15 protein-coding genes are annotated in these 14,867 nt (G+C 34.2%); 7 read left to right on the top strand and 8 right to left on the bottom strand.

Annotated features, from left to right (window positions below):
• Positions 1 to 348: 348 nt before the first annotated feature.
• From recA to BC962_RS02010, 4 genes are all read left to right on the top strand, one after another.
• The gene (gene recA / locus BC962_RS02025; protein WP_121344265.1) at positions 349 to 1,365 is read left to right on the top strand and encodes a recombinase RecA; all 1,017 of its coding nucleotides are present in this window, start codon (positions 349 to 351) and stop codon (positions 1,363 to 1,365) included.
• A 126-nt stretch (positions 1,366 to 1,491) separates the two neighbouring features.
• The gene (locus BC962_RS02020; protein WP_121344264.1) at positions 1,492 to 1,911 is read left to right on the top strand and encodes a hypothetical protein; all 420 of its coding nucleotides are present in this window, start codon (positions 1,492 to 1,494) and stop codon (positions 1,909 to 1,911) included.
• A gap of 25 nt (positions 1,912 to 1,936) precedes the next feature.
• On the top strand, positions 1,937 to 2,479 hold the full coding sequence (locus tag BC962_RS02015) for an RNA polymerase sigma factor (RefSeq protein WP_121344263.1): 543 nt from the start codon (positions 1,937 to 1,939) through the stop codon (positions 2,477 to 2,479).
• 2 nt (positions 2,480 to 2,481) lie between these two features.
• A complete protein-coding gene (locus tag BC962_RS02010) occupies positions 2,482 to 3,807 on the top strand; it encodes a hypothetical protein (protein ID WP_121344262.1) in 1,326 nt (441 codons plus the stop codon).
• Positions 3,808 to 3,814: 7 nt separating this feature from the next.
• On the opposite strand, the gene BC962_RS02005 is transcribed toward BC962_RS02010, so the two are convergent.
• Entirely contained in the window at positions 3,815 to 4,555 is a 741-nt protein-coding gene (locus BC962_RS02005) for a lysophospholipid acyltransferase family protein (RefSeq protein WP_121344261.1), read from the bottom strand.
• Positions 4,556 to 4,629: 74 nt separating this feature from the next.
• On the opposite strand from BC962_RS02005, the gene trpS reads away from it, so the two are divergent.
• Positions 4,630 to 5,598, top strand: a complete 969-nt coding sequence (trpS, locus tag BC962_RS02000) for a tryptophan--tRNA ligase (RefSeq protein ID WP_121344260.1) — start codon at positions 4,630 to 4,632, stop codon at positions 5,596 to 5,598.
• Here trpS and dprA read toward each other — a convergent pair.
• Positions 5,595 to 6,695: a DNA-processing protein DprA gene (gene dprA / locus BC962_RS01995; protein ID WP_121344259.1), complete on the bottom strand. Its 1,101-nt coding sequence runs from the start codon at positions 6,693 to 6,695 to the stop codon at positions 5,595 to 5,597. The two genes, trpS and dprA, sit on opposite strands and share 4 nt — an antisense overlap.
• A 179-nt stretch (positions 6,696 to 6,874) precedes the next feature.
• Between dprA and BC962_RS01990 the strand changes: the two genes are divergently transcribed.
• Both BC962_RS01990 and BC962_RS01985 read left to right on the top strand, forming a co-directional pair.
• Complete coding sequence (locus tag BC962_RS01990; protein WP_121344258.1) at positions 6,875 to 7,807, top strand: HU domain-containing protein; 933 nt, start codon at positions 6,875 to 6,877, stop codon at positions 7,805 to 7,807.
• A 57-nt stretch (positions 7,808 to 7,864) separates the two neighbouring features.
• Complete coding sequence (locus BC962_RS01985) at positions 7,865 to 8,374, top strand: acyl-CoA thioesterase (RefSeq protein ID WP_121344257.1); 510 nt, start codon at positions 7,865 to 7,867, stop codon at positions 8,372 to 8,374.
• A 55-nt stretch (positions 8,375 to 8,429) separates the two neighbouring features.
• On the opposite strand, the gene BC962_RS01980 is transcribed toward BC962_RS01985, so the two are convergent.
• From BC962_RS01980 to BC962_RS01955, 6 genes are all read right to left on the bottom strand, one after another.
• Positions 8,430 to 9,653: a murein hydrolase activator EnvC family protein gene (locus BC962_RS01980; RefSeq protein WP_121344256.1), complete on the bottom strand. Its 1,224-nt coding sequence runs from the start codon at positions 9,651 to 9,653 to the stop codon at positions 8,430 to 8,432.
• Entirely contained in the window at positions 9,653 to 10,420 is a 768-nt protein-coding gene (locus BC962_RS01975) for a DUF4292 domain-containing protein (RefSeq protein WP_121344255.1), read from the bottom strand. The genes BC962_RS01980 and BC962_RS01975 overlap by 1 nt, the downstream gene beginning before the upstream one ends.
• A complete protein-coding gene (locus BC962_RS01970) occupies positions 10,421 to 11,791 on the bottom strand; it encodes a tetratricopeptide repeat protein (RefSeq protein ID WP_121344254.1) in 1,371 nt (456 codons plus the stop codon).
• A gap of 16 nt (positions 11,792 to 11,807) precedes the next feature.
• Positions 11,808 to 12,818: a sugar phosphate nucleotidyltransferase gene (locus BC962_RS01965; protein WP_121344253.1), complete on the bottom strand. Its 1,011-nt coding sequence runs from the start codon at positions 12,816 to 12,818 to the stop codon at positions 11,808 to 11,810.
• Between the two features lie 149 nt (positions 12,819 to 12,967).
• Positions 12,968 to 13,402, bottom strand: a complete 435-nt coding sequence (gene dut, locus BC962_RS01960; RefSeq protein WP_121344913.1) for a dUTP diphosphatase — start codon at positions 13,400 to 13,402, stop codon at positions 12,968 to 12,970.
• Positions 13,399 to 14,859: an oligosaccharide flippase family protein gene (locus BC962_RS01955; RefSeq protein WP_121344252.1), complete on the bottom strand. Its 1,461-nt coding sequence runs from the start codon at positions 14,857 to 14,859 to the stop codon at positions 13,399 to 13,401. Before BC962_RS01955 ends, dut begins: the two co-directional genes overlap by 4 nt.
• Positions 14,860 to 14,867 lie beyond the last annotated feature (8 nt).

The following is a 14,867-nucleotide window of genomic DNA, read 5'->3' as shown; positions in this document are numbered from 1 at the left end:
TTAAAGTATAATTCTTTGCAAAGGTAAAACTTTAAAGTCAAGCACAAAAAAATGCCTTGAAATTCATTTTCAAGGCATTTTTTCTGAATGGCTAATTCGTTATTTATTATTTTAAGTTTTTCTTTAAAACAATCTAATAACGTTATCCACCATCAATTCTAATATTTCCAATCCCCAAGATTGAAATACCAGAATTAACTCCATTCAAGATTAAACTTATTTTTATAAAACGCATACTTATTGGTCTTACTATAAATAAGATGTAGATATTACAAAAAGGTTGCGTGTTAAAATTGTAGTGAATGAAAACTTGTACTATTTTAGCAGCACGCAAATAAAAAAGAAGAAATGAGCAACGAAAAAGAAAAAGAAGCAAAGTTAAAAGCCTTGAAGCTTACCCTAGATAAGATGGACAAAACTTATGGTAAGGGAACGGTAATGAAAATGAGCGACCAAGCGGTTTCGGATGTAGAAGCTATTTCCACAGGATCTTTAGGTCTTAATGTTGCCTTAGGTGTTGGCGGATATCCACGAGGAAGAGTTATCGAAATCTACGGACCAGAATCTTCAGGAAAAACCACTCTTACACTTCACGCCATTGCAGAAGCACAAAAAGCTGGAGGAATTGCTGCTTTTATCGATGCTGAACATGCATTTGATAGAACGTATGCAGGAAATCTTGGAGTAGATATTGAAAATTTGATTATTTCACAGCCAGATAATGGGGAGCAAGCGCTAGAAATCACCGATAATTTAATTCGCTCTGGCGCAATAGATATCATTGTAATAGATTCTGTTGCTGCACTAACTCCGAAAAGTGAGATTGAAGGAGAAATGGGAGATTCTAAAATGGGATTGCATGCAAGATTAATGTCTCAAGCACTTAGAAAGCTTACTGCGAGTATAAGTAAAACCAACTGTACCGTTATATTTATTAACCAACTTAGAGAGAAAATTGGAGTAATGTTCGGGAATCCAGAAACAACTACTGGTGGAAATGCTCTTAAATTTTACGCTTCTGTAAGATTAGATATTAGAAGATCTACTCAAATAAAAGATAGCAATAGTAATGTGTTGGGTAATAAAACTCGTGTAAAGGTTGTGAAAAACAAAGTGGCGCCACCGTTTAGAATGGCCGAGTTTGACATTATGTACGGAGAGGGAATATCTAAAATTGGTGAAATTATAGATATTGGAGTAGATTATGAGATCATTAAAAAAAGTGGATCATGGTTTAGTTATGAGGACACCAAACTTGGACAAGGAAGAGATGCTGTAAAAGCGATCCTTAAGGATAATCCAGATCTAATGGATGAATTGGAAGTAAAGATTACGAATGCAATTAAAATTACGAAGGAGCAATAAACTGCATTTTTAAATACTTTTTAATTAAAACTCGCAATTGCGGGTTTTTTTTATGTTTATACGCAACCCTTTAGTTAAAAATGCATCTGTAAATTACAGAACCCGTAAGGTTTGATAGTTATTGGGATGAAAAGATTACTGGCGATCATATTTATTGCTTTTATAATTCTAAGTTGTTCAAAAGACGACACTGAATCTTTACAACAAGAATTAGTTCCTACAGTTTCTGTAAACATCCCAGATAGTTTAAAAACTGGGCAAGCTTACGAGTTTGAAGTTCTTTATAAAAAGACTAGTAATTGTCATTATTTTTCGGGATTTGATGTCTCTAAAAATGAGCATACAATTATAGTTGGTGTTGTAAACAATTATAGCTCAGTTAATAATAATTGTAGTACAAACGGAAATTTACAGGAAGCAGCAAAATTAAATTTTGTTGTAGAACGGGAGGATTTTTATATCTTTAAGTTCTGGCAGGGAAAATCTTCAGTAGGTGAAGACGTTTTTTTAACAAAAGAGGTTCCCATTATCCCGTCAGATATTTAAATATTAACAAAACTACCCCAAGCAATTGAGTTTAGAAAAACTCATACATAACTGTAAAAAGCAGGATATAAAAGCGCAGGAACAATTATATAGGCTTTACGCCAATAAATTGTTTGCTGTTTGCTTAAAGTATTCTAATAGCTATCAGCAAGCTGAAGACAACTTGCAGGATGGCTTTATTATAATTTTCGATAAGATCAAACAATATCAAGATAAAGGATCTTTTGAAGGTTGGATGAAGCGTGTAATGATTAATAACACACTTCAGAAATATAGAAAACAAACGGTTTTTGAAATTGTTAATGAAGAACATTTAAAAGAGCCAGAAATAGAAATTGATGATGAATTAGTTTCTGTAGATTATTTATTAAAGATCATACAGGAATTGCCAGATAGATATAGGCAAGTATTTAATTTCTATGCCTTAGACGGGTTTTCTCACAAGGAAATTGCAGAATTGATGCAAATCTCGGTCGGAACATCTAAATCTAATTTGGCAAGAGCAAGAATGATATTAAAAGAAAAGATTGAAGCCAGCCAGGTTATGGCAGTTGCACAGTCTTATTAGAGATGGAAGAAAGAAAACATATAGATAGAGTTTTTCAGGAGAAATTTAAGGATTTCGAAGCTACTCCACGTGATGTGGTTTGGGACAATATCTCTACACGTTTAAATAAAAATAACAGAAAGAACCGCATTTTGCCATTATGGTATAAAATTGCTGGGGTTGCCGCAGTACTTGCTTTATTTATAAATTATGCCAGCGGTCTATTCAAAAACACTGCCGCCAATTCTCCTACAATTTCTACTTTAGTTAATACCGATTCTTTAAATATTAGCTTAGCGTCCCAACAGTATACTCAAAACATGATAAGGTCTTCTATAATACTTAAGACCATTATAGAGGATACAAAAAATAAGGAAGAAGACGAATTAAAAGAAAATTCCATTCTAAACACTTCTAACAATGAAATTAACCAAAGAAATATAAAAGTGATTTCTATGGTTACCAGCGATAAATATTCTTTTAGCAATTACGAGGAATCTATTGTTAATACCACTCCAAAAGAAGACGCCGCAAACAAAACTAATTTAGAAAACAAGAAAGACCTTCCTATTCCTTCTTTAATAGCAGAAAATGAATCATTAGCGGAAAACACACTTTCACCTAAAAAACTTAGAGTTTCCACTATGGCGGCTCCTGTATATTACGATAATTTTGGAAGCGGTACATCTATTGATTCACAATTCAAAAATAATGAAAGCAGTGGGGAGATATCCATCGCTTACGGAATCAATTTAGCATATCAAATTTCTGAAAAGATCAAAATTAGATCTGGTATTAGTAAAGTAGATCTAAGCTATAACACAAAAAATATTGCTTTTACGGCCGCCGTAAATCCTACAGCTTTAAGCAGTATTAATTATTCTGATGGGAACATTCCAAATTATAGAATAGAGAATAGAACGGTTAGGCAGTTTAGTAATTTAACTGCGTCCTCAGAGTTTAACCGTGCTAGTCTCGCAGCTCCAACAGCAGGATATTTAAATCAAAAATTAGGATTTATTGAAGTGCCTTTGGAAATAGAGTATGTTATAATAGATAAAAAAATTGGCTTGAATATTATTGGTGGGGGTAGTACTTTATTCCTCAACAATAACATGATCTCCTTAAATTCTACAGACTTTTCTACAAACCTTGGAAAAGCTAATAACCTGAATAACGTTAGTTTCACAACAAATCTTGGTGTTGGGGTAGATTATAATATCTCACCTCAATTTCAATTAAACCTGGAGCCAATATTTAAGTATCAAATTAATACGTTTAGCAACACCACCGGTAATGTAAATCCTTATTATTTTGGTGTGTATTCTGGATTTAGCTTTAAATTCTAAACTTAATTCAGGAAGATGGATTTCTTAATTCGTTTAAAATAACATCATAAACCTCCTTTTTTAATTCTCTTTTATCTTCTTGTCTTTTGTTAAGGGTAGGAATTATTTTATGCACTTTAGCCCTCATAATTCCTGGACTTCCAGAAAAGAAGGTGTAAGAAAATCGTTTTTTATTATCATGAAAAGTGATAGGCACAATGGAGATTTGATGATCTATAGCCAGTCTAAAAGCCCCGTCTTTAAAAGCAACCAGTTCTCTAGATTTATCAGCTGGAACCCCACCTTCTGGAAAGATACATATACTATTTCCTTGATTTAATCTTCGTTGTGCTTCTTTAAATACACGTAATCTACTTTGTTGGCTTCCTCTGTCTACCACTATACATGTGCGTTTATAGAAGAATCCGAACAATGGAATTTTAGTTAGCTCTTTCTTTCCCACGAAAATAAATGGATGATCTATCACCGCCAACATCATCATGATATCTATTATGGAAGTATGATTAGCAACAAACATATAGCTATTGCCTTTTATTAAAGTGGCAGCATTTAATTTCTTCGGAATAAAACCCATTCCATATAAAATAGATTTAGCCCAAATTCTAGTGCAATAAAAATACTGGGGATAAAACTTTTCAGAAGATGAAAAAACCAATAAAAAAGGAAGCATTATAATAATAGGAAGTCCCATAAGAATATAGAACCAGATTCTCCACAATGCGATTAAACCAGCTTTTAATATGTTCATAGTTGCCAAAAATACTAAAATGAATTAAGCGAATTGAACAAAAGAAGTACCTTTGTGAAAATTTAAAAAATTCCATGGCAAGAATACTTACGGGCGTACAAAGTACGGGAACTCCACACTTAGGAAATTTACTTGGAGCAATAATTCCAGCGATAGAAATGGCTAATAAGCCTGAAAATGAATCGTTTTTATTTATAGCTAATCTACATTCCCTTACCCAAATTAAAGATGCAGCACTTCTAAAAGAAAACACCTATTCTACAGCTGCAACATGGCTAGCCTTTGGCTTAGATATAGAAAAGACCATTTTTTATAGACAAAGTGATATCCCGCAAGTAACTGAGCTTTCATGGTATTTAAGTTGCTTTTTCCCTTACCAGAGACTAACACTTGCTCATTCCTTTAAAGACAAAGCAGATAGGTTAGAAGACGTGAATTCTGGTCTTTTCTCTTACCCAATGCTTATGGCAGCAGATATACTTTTATATGATGCTGAAATTGTCCCAGTTGGAAAAGATCAATTACAACATATAGAAATGACCAGAGATGTTGCTTCTAGATTTCATGCACAAATGGGTGAAACCTTTGTAATGCCAAAAGCCAAGGTAGAGGAACATTCCATGTACATTCCTGGAACAGATGGTGCTAAAATGAGTAAATCCAAGAATAATGTGATCAACTTATTTCAGACAGATAAACAGTTGAGAAAACAGATCATGGGCATCCAAACCGATAGCACCCCAATGGAGGAACCTAAAGATCCAGATACTTGTAATGTGTTTGCTATTTATAAATTACTTGGAAATAAAGATCAAGTGGAAGCCCTTAGACAAAACTATCTTAACGGTAATTTTGGCTATGGTCATGCAAAACAAGCCCTTTACGAACTAATAGTAGAGCGATTTGCAACAGAACGCGAAAAGTACAATTACTATATAAACAATCCTTCAGAAATTGATGCTGCATTAGAAGTAGGAGCTTCTAAGGCAAAAGTGGTTGCCGATATAGTACTAAATAAGGTGAGAACAAAACTAGGTTATTAAATTACCTCAAAGAGTTTCCCAGGCAAAGGTCTAATCGCTCCCTTTAGTTCCATTTCCAGTAAAATTCCTGCAGCTTTAAAAGTGGGAATTTTACAATTTATGGCAATATGATCTAGTTGTTGTTTTCCTTTGCCTTGGAGAAAATCGTAAACTACCTGTTCCTGAGATTCCAGTTCTATAAATAATTGTTTCTGAATTTCTTTTCCCTTAGAATTCAACTCCCAGTTCAAAACATAAATAAGATCTGCAGCAGAAGTGAGCACATGAGCATTTTGAGATTTTATTAAATTTAGGCAACCTACGCTTTGAAGATCAGAAGGTCTGCCTGGCACTGCAAACACTTCCCTATCGTACGAATTTGCGATATCTGCAGTAACAAGCGACCCTCCTTTATTTGCACTTTCTATTATTACTGTAGCTTCACTTAAACCTGCTATGATCCTATTTCTTTTTAAAAAGTTATTTCTATCAAAACTATCACTGCTCCAAAAATCGGTAAAGAAACCTCCATTTTCCTCTATTTGAGAAGTATATCTGGCATGCGACCTTGGATAAATTTGGTTTAATCCATGCGCAAGGCAGCCTATTGTTTGTAATTGATTTTTAACCGCAGCCCTATGGGCGGTAATGTCTACACCGTAGGCAAATCCAGAAACAATAACTGGATCTAAAGGCGAAAGTTCTTCAATAAGCTTTTCGCAAAACTCAATACCAGAAGAGGTGATTTTTCTAGTACCTACGATACTCAATACTTTTTTGTCCTTTAAATTGATGTTGCCCTTAGAAAAAAGCAGGATAGGTCCATCTATACAATGCTTTAATTTTTCGGGATAACTTGGTTCTTGAAAATAATGATGATCAATTTTATTTTTCTGAATATAAGTAAGCTCAGCCTCTGCAGCTTTAAATCTTTTAGCATCAAAAAGGCCCTCCACCCTAAGCTTTCCAATACCATCTATTTTCAATAAATTAGTAAGCTTTTCCTTAAAGATCGCTTCTGCAGATCCAAAATGACGAATTAATTTCTTAGCGGTGCTATCACCTAAATTTGGAGCGTTTTGTAGCGCTAAAACCGAAAGTAATTCAGGATCATTCATATTTAAGTAGAATTGATTAGATTAAAATAGCAGTAAATTTTCGAAAAAATAAAAATAATAAAGCTGTATATGTTTGAATTTCAGACCAATATTATCCTAAAAATACTGAATAAAAGATTTGTTAATAAGATATCTTTGGCTATTTTTAGAGTATCAGATTAATCCTTATTTTTGTTTTGATGACTATAGCAACTTATATTTCCGACTTACTTTACAGGTACGAGTGCGTTATTTTGCCTGGTTTCGGTGCCTTTTTATCTCAAAAGGTTTCAGCTGAATTCAATGAAAAAGAGCAAAATTTCTATCCTCCAAAAAAGCAACTTTCCTTTAACTCCCAGTTAAAGAAAAATGATGGCTTATTAGCTAATTATATTGCCGAAGTAGAAAATTTAGGATATAAACAGGCTGTTTATAAAATTGAAGAATATGTTCAACAGCTTCAATTACAGTTAGAAAAAGACAAGAATTTTACGATTAAAAATATAGGAACTTTCAAAGTTTCTGAGGAAGGAAAACTGCAATTTGAGCCATTATCTAATACTAACTTTTTAGCTGATGCCTTTGGATTATCCTCTATTTCAGCAATTTCTGTTTCTAGAGAAGTTCTTAAAAAACAGGTGGAAGACCTAGAAGAGAAAGCACCAATTTTGTTCACTCCAGAGAAGAGAGCGAGTTCTTCCTATTTAAAATATGCTGCTATTGGTATCCTTGCATTAGGATTAACCGGGTTCACAGGCTTAAAACTATACAGCAACCAAGTTTCTGAGCACAACATTGCCGAACAACAAGCTGCAGAATCTCAACTTCAGCAAAAAATACAGGAAGCTACTTTTATTATAGATAATCCGCTACCGGAAATCACTTTTACAGTAACAAACCAGAGTGGAGATTATCATATTGTAGCTGGCGCTTTTCGTGTAGAAGAAAACGCGCATCAAAAAGTAACAGAATTGCGTGCAGAAGGTCATAAAGCAAGATACATTGGAGAAAACAAGTATGGTTTACACCAAGTTGTTTATAGCAGTTATCTTACTAGAAGAGATGCTATTAATGCACTGCATAAAGTTCAAAGAACCAACTCAGGTTCTTGGTTACTGGTTCAAGAACTTTAGGAATTATTAACTTGTTTAGAGCGGTTTTGCTGTGTACCTTTGCCCAAAAATAGCGGTATGCAAGCAAAAAACCCTAAAGATTCCAGAACTATACTTACAGACTTGGTACTTCCAAGTGAAACTAATCCATTAAATAATCTTTTTGGAGGGGAACTTTTAGCTCGTATGGATAGAGCTGCAAGTATCGCTGCCCGTAGACATAGCCGCAGAATAGTGGTTACTGCCTCTGTTAATCATGTTGCGTTTAATAAAGCTATTCCTCTTGGAAGTGTAGTAACTGTAGAAGCTGCAGTTTCTCGAGCTTTTAAGAGCTCTATGGAGATCTTTATAGATGTTTGGGTGGAAGATCGTGAAAGTGGAAAACGCTCTAGAGCCAATGAAGCTATTTATACCTTCGTGGCAGTAGATGAAACAGGAACTCCTGTAAGTGTGCCCGAGTTAACGCCGGAAACTAAGCTAGAAACAGAACGATATGAAGCTGCTTTAAGAAGAAAACAACTTAGCCTAGTTTTAGCAGGAAAAATGAAACCTAAGGACGCTACAGAGTTAAAGGCTTTGTTTGAATAACGCTTTTTCAATCAGACGTACTTAATAAAACAGGATATTAAAAATGTAAGCTGAGTTACATTTTTAATATCCAATCTGCAGGGTTCATCTTGGTTGTATTCTTATAGATTAAGAAGTGTAATACCGTTTTACCAGAACTTCCACTGGTAGCAACTTCACCTATATCTTGACCTAAAGAAACCACATCTCCCTTGGAAACATATACATTAGACAGGTTATTATATATAGTGATATAATCTCCATGTCTAACCATTATGGCTTTATTCGCACCTTTTACAGCTTGCACTTCACTAACAGTTCCACCAAAAACCGATCTAGCCTTCGCACTTTTATCTGTTTCTATACGCACCCCATTACTCTCTATGGTAGTAGATTTAACTATTGGGTGTTGTTGTGTCCCAAATCGCATTGTAACAACACCAGAACGCACGGGCCAAGGCAATTTCCCTTTGTTACTCGCAAAATTAGCAGCAAGGGCTTTAGCTTCTGGAGTAAGTTCGTAAACATCACTAGACTTAGAACCACTATCTTTATTCGCTTTTGCAATGGATGCTCTAATAATCTCGTCTATTTGCCTATCTATAGCATTAATTTCTTGTTGCTTTTTCTTAATTTGTGAGGCAAAATCCCCTTCTTTTTTACGAATACTTTGTATGAGAACCTGTTGTGACTTTCTGTTTTGCTCTAATTGTGCTCTTGTCCCTCGATTTTCTATAACTAGTTTTTCCTTTATTTTCTTTTGCTCTAGTAAATTCTTATTGAGCCCCTGTAATTCTTCAGACTTCACCTTTATCTCGTCTCCTTGTTTCTTTCTATAGTTAGCATATTGCTTCATATATTGCAACCTTTTATAAGCTTGCAAGAAATTTTGGGAAGATAGCAAGAACATGATCCTACTCTGCTGAGATTTACTCTTATAGGATTTTTGGATCATTTTACCATAATCCTCTTTTAAACTCTCCAATTCCTTTCGAAGTGTTTGAATTTTATTGGTGTTAGAGCTTATATCTCGAGTAAGAATATTAGCTTGTTGATTAGTGACTTTAATTAAATTTTCCGTCGTCCTAATTTGCCTGTCGAGATCTTCAACTTCTGTAAGTACAGATTTTTCCTTTTTCTTATTAGAAGATCGTAAACTATTAATTTTTTGAATCTCCTCACGCAGTTCTATTCTACGCTCTTCTAGACTCTCACGAGTATTCTGAGAATAGACCTTCACACATCCAACAAGTAGAAATGTAATTACAAAAATATGTTTGGAGTAGGTATTTAATTTCATTATTCTATCTGAATTTCATCGTAACCTGAAGGGATCTCGAAAGGAAAACTTACAGATTCATTAAATGCAACCGATCTATATGCAATATCTATCTGAGTGCCTTTCCCTTCACTATTTGCAACGATCTTAATTTCCTCAGGAAAATTCTGATCATTTATCTTTTGATATTTTGTGTAGGTAACCGTTACATTTCTGTTCTCCTTTTCTTGAGATAGCTGTTGTGCAAGCGCACTGTAACTTTTAGCATCTATTAAAAATAGTTTTTTAACCAGTTCTAAAGAATTAGATGGCACTAACTGATAACCTCGTGTAGATTCTGATAACACATATTTATCTTCCCTAAGATCGTAGATCGCTTGCCCAATTAATAAATTTTGAAGTTTTTGAAAATCCAGAGGAGTTCCTAACCATTTACTTACTAAACTATAATCTCCATCAAAATAGGTCTTGCCTATTTTTTCATAATAGCTCACTCTATCCTGAGTTATTAAAACTTTTGCCAAGGGAATCCCTAATAATTGTGCGCTCATCCAAATTGCACTGTCCTTTTGCATTCTAAAACTTACTGTAACAGATTGTGAGCGATCTTCATCTTGATATTGAAGTCTCAGTCTACTATTTAAAGTTTTAAAGTTAGGCTCATTGTTATAATGCATGGCAACCACCTTTTTAACAGCAGCATCTTCAATAACTAAAGCTTTCTTCTTGCTTCCACATCCAATTAATAAAAGGGAAACCAGTATTAGGGTAAATATATTCTTGCTCATTTAATTTTCTGTTTTTTTAATTGAATTAGCCTTTTCTTTTAATTCCGAGGCTTTAGATGAATTTCCGAGCCCTAAATGTGCAACATACAGCTGCTCATAAAAATCGCGTTCCATATCTATATCATCTATTAAATAATCCAGGCCAAATGTAAGTATTTCTTGTGCTTCGTTGTACTTCTTTAAATTATTTAAAGCGGCTCCATTTATAAGGTATAATAAGGCTTGTGCAGGAAATATTTCCAGTCCAGAACCACTTAATTTTGAGGCTTCCTCAAATTTTGAAAGATCTAGCTGCAGCAGTAACGTATTTCTAAGTAATTCGTAATTATCTACATTTTTACTTATACCCATTTCAAAAAAAGTTAGTGCAAGTTCCTTTTCTTTTTTCTGAAGAAAATAATCCCCAAATTTCTTGAAGATCTCTGGGTTATTCTCTTTTTCTGAAAATAATGCCGCAACCTGTTTTAGTTCTTCCTCATACTTTGGATTTTCATTTACAAATAACAAGAAATCATTCAAAACCTTAAATTTCAAAGCAACATCAATTTCTTCAGATTCCAAAACCAATCTCATAGAACTAAGTGCTTCTTCAGTTCTATTATTATTTAAATAAAACTTGTACAGCGCCAAATGGACAACTTTGGAATTAGGAAAAAGTTGTTGCATTTCCTGTGCCGTCTTAAAAGCCTCTGCTTCTAACCCCTCATCACTATACACATAAATGAGATTTAAATAATGCATCTCATTTTCAGGATTTAAAGCTATAGATTCCTGTAAAGTTTTTATTTGTGCAGATGTATTACTGGTAAGTGCATAAATTTGTTGTCTCAGGCTATTTCTATACTCAGTTAAACCAAATTTAGCGTCTAATTGATCTAATAAAGCGATCAATTTATCGAATTGCTGAAGCTCAAAATAATTCTTAGACAAATCTTCGTAATATTTCTCATTATAAGAAACCAACTCTTGATTAACCAAAATACCCTGCTCGAATTGTTTATTCAAATAATAAGATTCCATCAAAGCTTGAAGTATCCATTCTCTATTTGGCTGCAATCTGTTTGCCTTTTGAAAATTAGATATGGCATTAGTCAGATCATTTAGGGATTTATAGTTCTTCCCTAATTCAAAAAAAACAACGGCATTATTAGGCTGAATCTTTTCACACTTCTTTAATGCAACAATTGCTTTTTCATGATTTTCAATTGCTTTTTGCTTTAGCGCTTCAAAAAAATGTTCCTGAAACGCATCGCTTACTTCGCCTAGATCATCTAACACAATTTCTTGCAACGGGTTTTGCCCTTCTTGAGCATTTAGCCCTGAAGTGAAAATACCCTGAACAATAAAAATGTATATAAACAGGCGTTTCATTTAATATATTTTAATACTATTCCAACACAGAATAATCACCAATACTTATTTGGGTGAAATTACCATCGAATTTGGCATTATTCCCGATCATCGCATTGTCCAAATTAGCATTAAGAATTAGAGATTCAGTTTGTATAAGGCTATTCTTTATCGTTGAGTTTTCAATTTTCGTACCATTCCCAATAGAAACATTCGGACCAATTTTAGCATTTATAAGTACAACGTTCTCCCCAATAAAACAAGGTTCAGTAATTTCAGAATTGGTGATCTTCACAGAGTCTGAAATCAATTTTTCTCCATCCTGATGCAAGAAATTAAGCATTCTACCATTGGTCTCCACCGTTATCTGCTTATTTCCGCAGTCCATCCACTCGTCTACCTTGCCTGGTACAAAAACATTCCCACTAGCTTGCATCGCTTTAATACCATCATTTATCTGGTATTCTCCACCACGAATAATATTTTGATCTAATACCTTTTGAAGCTCATCTTTAAGAACTGAAACATCTTTAAAATAATAAATTCCAATTACAGCAAGATCTGAAACAAATTCTTCAGGTTTTTCTACCAACTCGGTGATCTCGTTTTTCTCATTCAGGTTAACTACTCCATAAGCATTTGGGTTTTCAACTTGCTTTACCCAGATAACGGCATCGGCATCTTTATTAAGTGTAAAATCTGCTTTAAACAAAGTATCTGCATAAGCTACAACAGCGGGACCAGAAAGAGATTCCTTAGCGCACATTATAGCGTGTCCAGTTCCCAAAGGTTTATCTTGGTAATAGATTGTTCCTTTTGCGCCCAAACTCTCTGCAATCGCCTTTAAATCGGTTTCTACCTTCTCTCCAAAATCCTGCCCGATAATAAAAGCAACTTCATCTACCTTTTCATCTAAAACTTTCGCAATATCTTCTACCAGTCTATGAACGATTGGTTTTCCCGCAATTGGAATTAAGGGTTTTGGTACAGTTAACGTATGTGGTCTTAATCTTGAGCCACGACCGGCCATTGGTACTATTATCTTCATCTTAGGTTTTTTATTCTATAATTTCATTTGTCAGTTCGTCCCGATAGCTATCGGGAGCAGTCGAGAACTTTTAGTTTAATATAGGTTTCGACTCTGCACAACCTGACATATTAAATTTTGATATAAATTTTATTCCTGAATATTTAAATCTATTTATTCCCAGTACTTCCAAAGCCTCCGGCTCCTCTACTGGTGTCTTCTAATACTTCTACTTGCTCCCAAGTGATCTGTTCGTGTTTGGCAATTACCATTTGTGCAACGCGCTCTCCATTTTCAATAACAAAATCTTCATTAGACAGATTTACAAGAATTACGCCTATTTCTCCGCGGTAATCGGCATCTATCGTTCCAGGTGAATTTAAAACGGTAATTCCCTTCTTTGCGGCAAGTCCGCTTCTTGGTCTAACCTGTGCTTCAAAACCCAAAGGCAATTCCATAAAAAGTCCCGTTTTTACGATTGCACGCTCTAAAGGTTTTAACGTAATAGCTTCTGAAATATTGGCTCTTAGGTCCATTCCTGCAGAGAATGCAGTTTCATAATTTGGTAAGTCGTGTCCCGACTTATTTATAATTTTCACTTTCATGTTCTTAGAATTATTTTCCTTAATGCTGTTTTCTCTTGAGTGTATATTAAAATTATAAATGCAAGCCATAATCCTATACCTACAAAATAATTATTTCTGAAAATGTAGAATGAAACCCCAGAAAATATTATTGAAACTATAAAATACAAACTTATCTTTTTAAGATTATACGGAATTGGATAATATTTTTGACCCAAATAATAGGAGAGAAACATCATAATTCCATAAGCCGATACTGTTGCAATTGCTGAAGCCATATAACTCATTGTTGGAATTAATGCAAAATTGATTCCCAACGTAACAACTGCTCCTATTGTAGAGATATAAGCTCCCATTTTGGTGCGATCTGTCACTTTGTACCAAACAGAAAGATTGTGATAGATCCCCATACAAAAATTGGCCAATAGAATAAAAGGAACAATTTTCATTGCTTCCCAGTAATCGCTATTCCTAATTAAAAGTTCTTTTAAAAGATCTAAAAATGTTATCACTGTTAATAGAATAACAGCACCAAAAGCAACAAAACATCTAGTTATCAAGGCGTAAGTTTCAGGGGCATTATCATCTGTAGCTTTGCTAAAGAAAAATGGTTCTACTCCCATTCTAAAAGCTGTTGCAAATAAAGTCATAAACATTGCAAGCTTGTAACATGCGGCATATGCTCCAACAGCAGATTCGGCAATATTACTAGGTAATAACCAACCTAATAGAATTCTATCAAAAGATTCATTTATGGCAAATGCTATTCCTGCGAAAAGCACAGGATAGGAATATTTAAGCATTTCCTTCCATAGATTTTTACTAAAACTGTAATTGATCTTAAAATAAAACGGAATCAATATTAACAGAGACATCGCACTGGCAATTATCATAGAAATGAAAATGTAGGAAAGCTCAAAGTTGGGTTGATAGATTAAATTTAAAAAATCGCCTGAAGATTCGGAAGCTAGTTCTGGCAACATCATTAAAAAGAACACATTAAGACCTAAATTAACGGCAACGTTCAAGATCTTAATAATGGCATAGCGCATTGGTCGCTGGTTAGCGCGCAACCAGGCAAATGGAATTATAACCAAAGCATCTAAAGCTAATACCCAAATAGTATAGGAAATATATTCAGCCTTAATTCCAGACCAATTTGCTAAGTGGTCTTTTAATGAAAAAGCTAGAACAAGAAATAATAGTGAGCTAATTATCAAGGATACTGTAGCGGTGGAAATAACTAGTTTTTTATCATTTTCCTTATGAAAAAACCTGAAAAATGCAGTTTCCATTCCATAAGCCAGAATAACATTAAAAAGAATGATCCATGAAAAGATAATAGACACCTCTCCATATTCCTTTTTTGGAAGTATATCTGTATATAGCGGGACCAGTATAAAGCTCAACATTCTGGGCAATACTGTTGCCAGACCGTATATAAAGGTTTGCTGAAAAAGTTTTTTTAATGAACCCAATGAGGTTG

The organism is Gillisia mitskevichiae, from assembly GCF_003634585.1.
GTDB classification, from domain to species: domain Bacteria; phylum Bacteroidota; class Bacteroidia; order Flavobacteriales; family Flavobacteriaceae; genus Gillisia; species Gillisia mitskevichiae.
This window is presented reverse-complemented; position numbering and strand designations above follow the sequence as displayed.

Bases quoted from the DNA above. Each gene is read 5' to 3' on its own strand.
- recA (WP_121344265.1), top strand. From the start codon at position 349: ATGAGCAACGAAAAAGAAAAAGAAGCAAAGTTAAAAGCCTTGAAGCTT.
- BC962_RS02020 (WP_121344264.1), top strand. From the start codon at position 1,492: ATGAAAAGATTACTGGCGATCATATTTATTGCTTTTATAATTCTAAGT.
- BC962_RS02010 (WP_121344262.1), top strand. From the start codon at position 2,482: ATGGAAGAAAGAAAACATATAGATAGAGTTTTTCAGGAGAAATTTAAG.
- BC962_RS02005 (WP_121344261.1), bottom strand. From the start codon at position 4,555: ATGAACATATTAAAAGCTGGTTTAATCGCATTGTGGAGAATCTGGTTC.
- trpS (WP_121344260.1), top strand. From the start codon at position 4,630: ATGGCAAGAATACTTACGGGCGTACAAAGTACGGGAACTCCACACTTA.
- dprA (WP_121344259.1), bottom strand. From the start codon at position 6,695: ATGAATGATCCTGAATTACTTTCGGTTTTAGCGCTACAAAACGCTCCA.
- BC962_RS01990 (WP_121344258.1), top strand. From the start codon at position 6,875: ATGACTATAGCAACTTATATTTCCGACTTACTTTACAGGTACGAGTGC.
- BC962_RS01985 (WP_121344257.1), top strand. From the start codon at position 7,865: ATGCAAGCAAAAAACCCTAAAGATTCCAGAACTATACTTACAGACTTG.
- BC962_RS01980 (WP_121344256.1), bottom strand. From the start codon at position 9,653: ATGAAATTAAATACCTACTCCAAACATATTTTTGTAATTACATTTCTA.
- BC962_RS01975 (WP_121344255.1), bottom strand. From the start codon at position 10,420: ATGAGCAAGAATATATTTACCCTAATACTGGTTTCCCTTTTATTAATT.
- BC962_RS01970 (WP_121344254.1), bottom strand. From the start codon at position 11,791: ATGAAACGCCTGTTTATATACATTTTTATTGTTCAGGGTATTTTCACT.
- BC962_RS01965 (WP_121344253.1), bottom strand. From the start codon at position 12,818: ATGAAGATAATAGTACCAATGGCCGGTCGTGGCTCAAGATTAAGACCA.
- dut (WP_121344913.1), bottom strand. From the start codon at position 13,402: ATGAAAGTGAAAATTATAAATAAGTCGGGACACGACTTACCAAATTAT.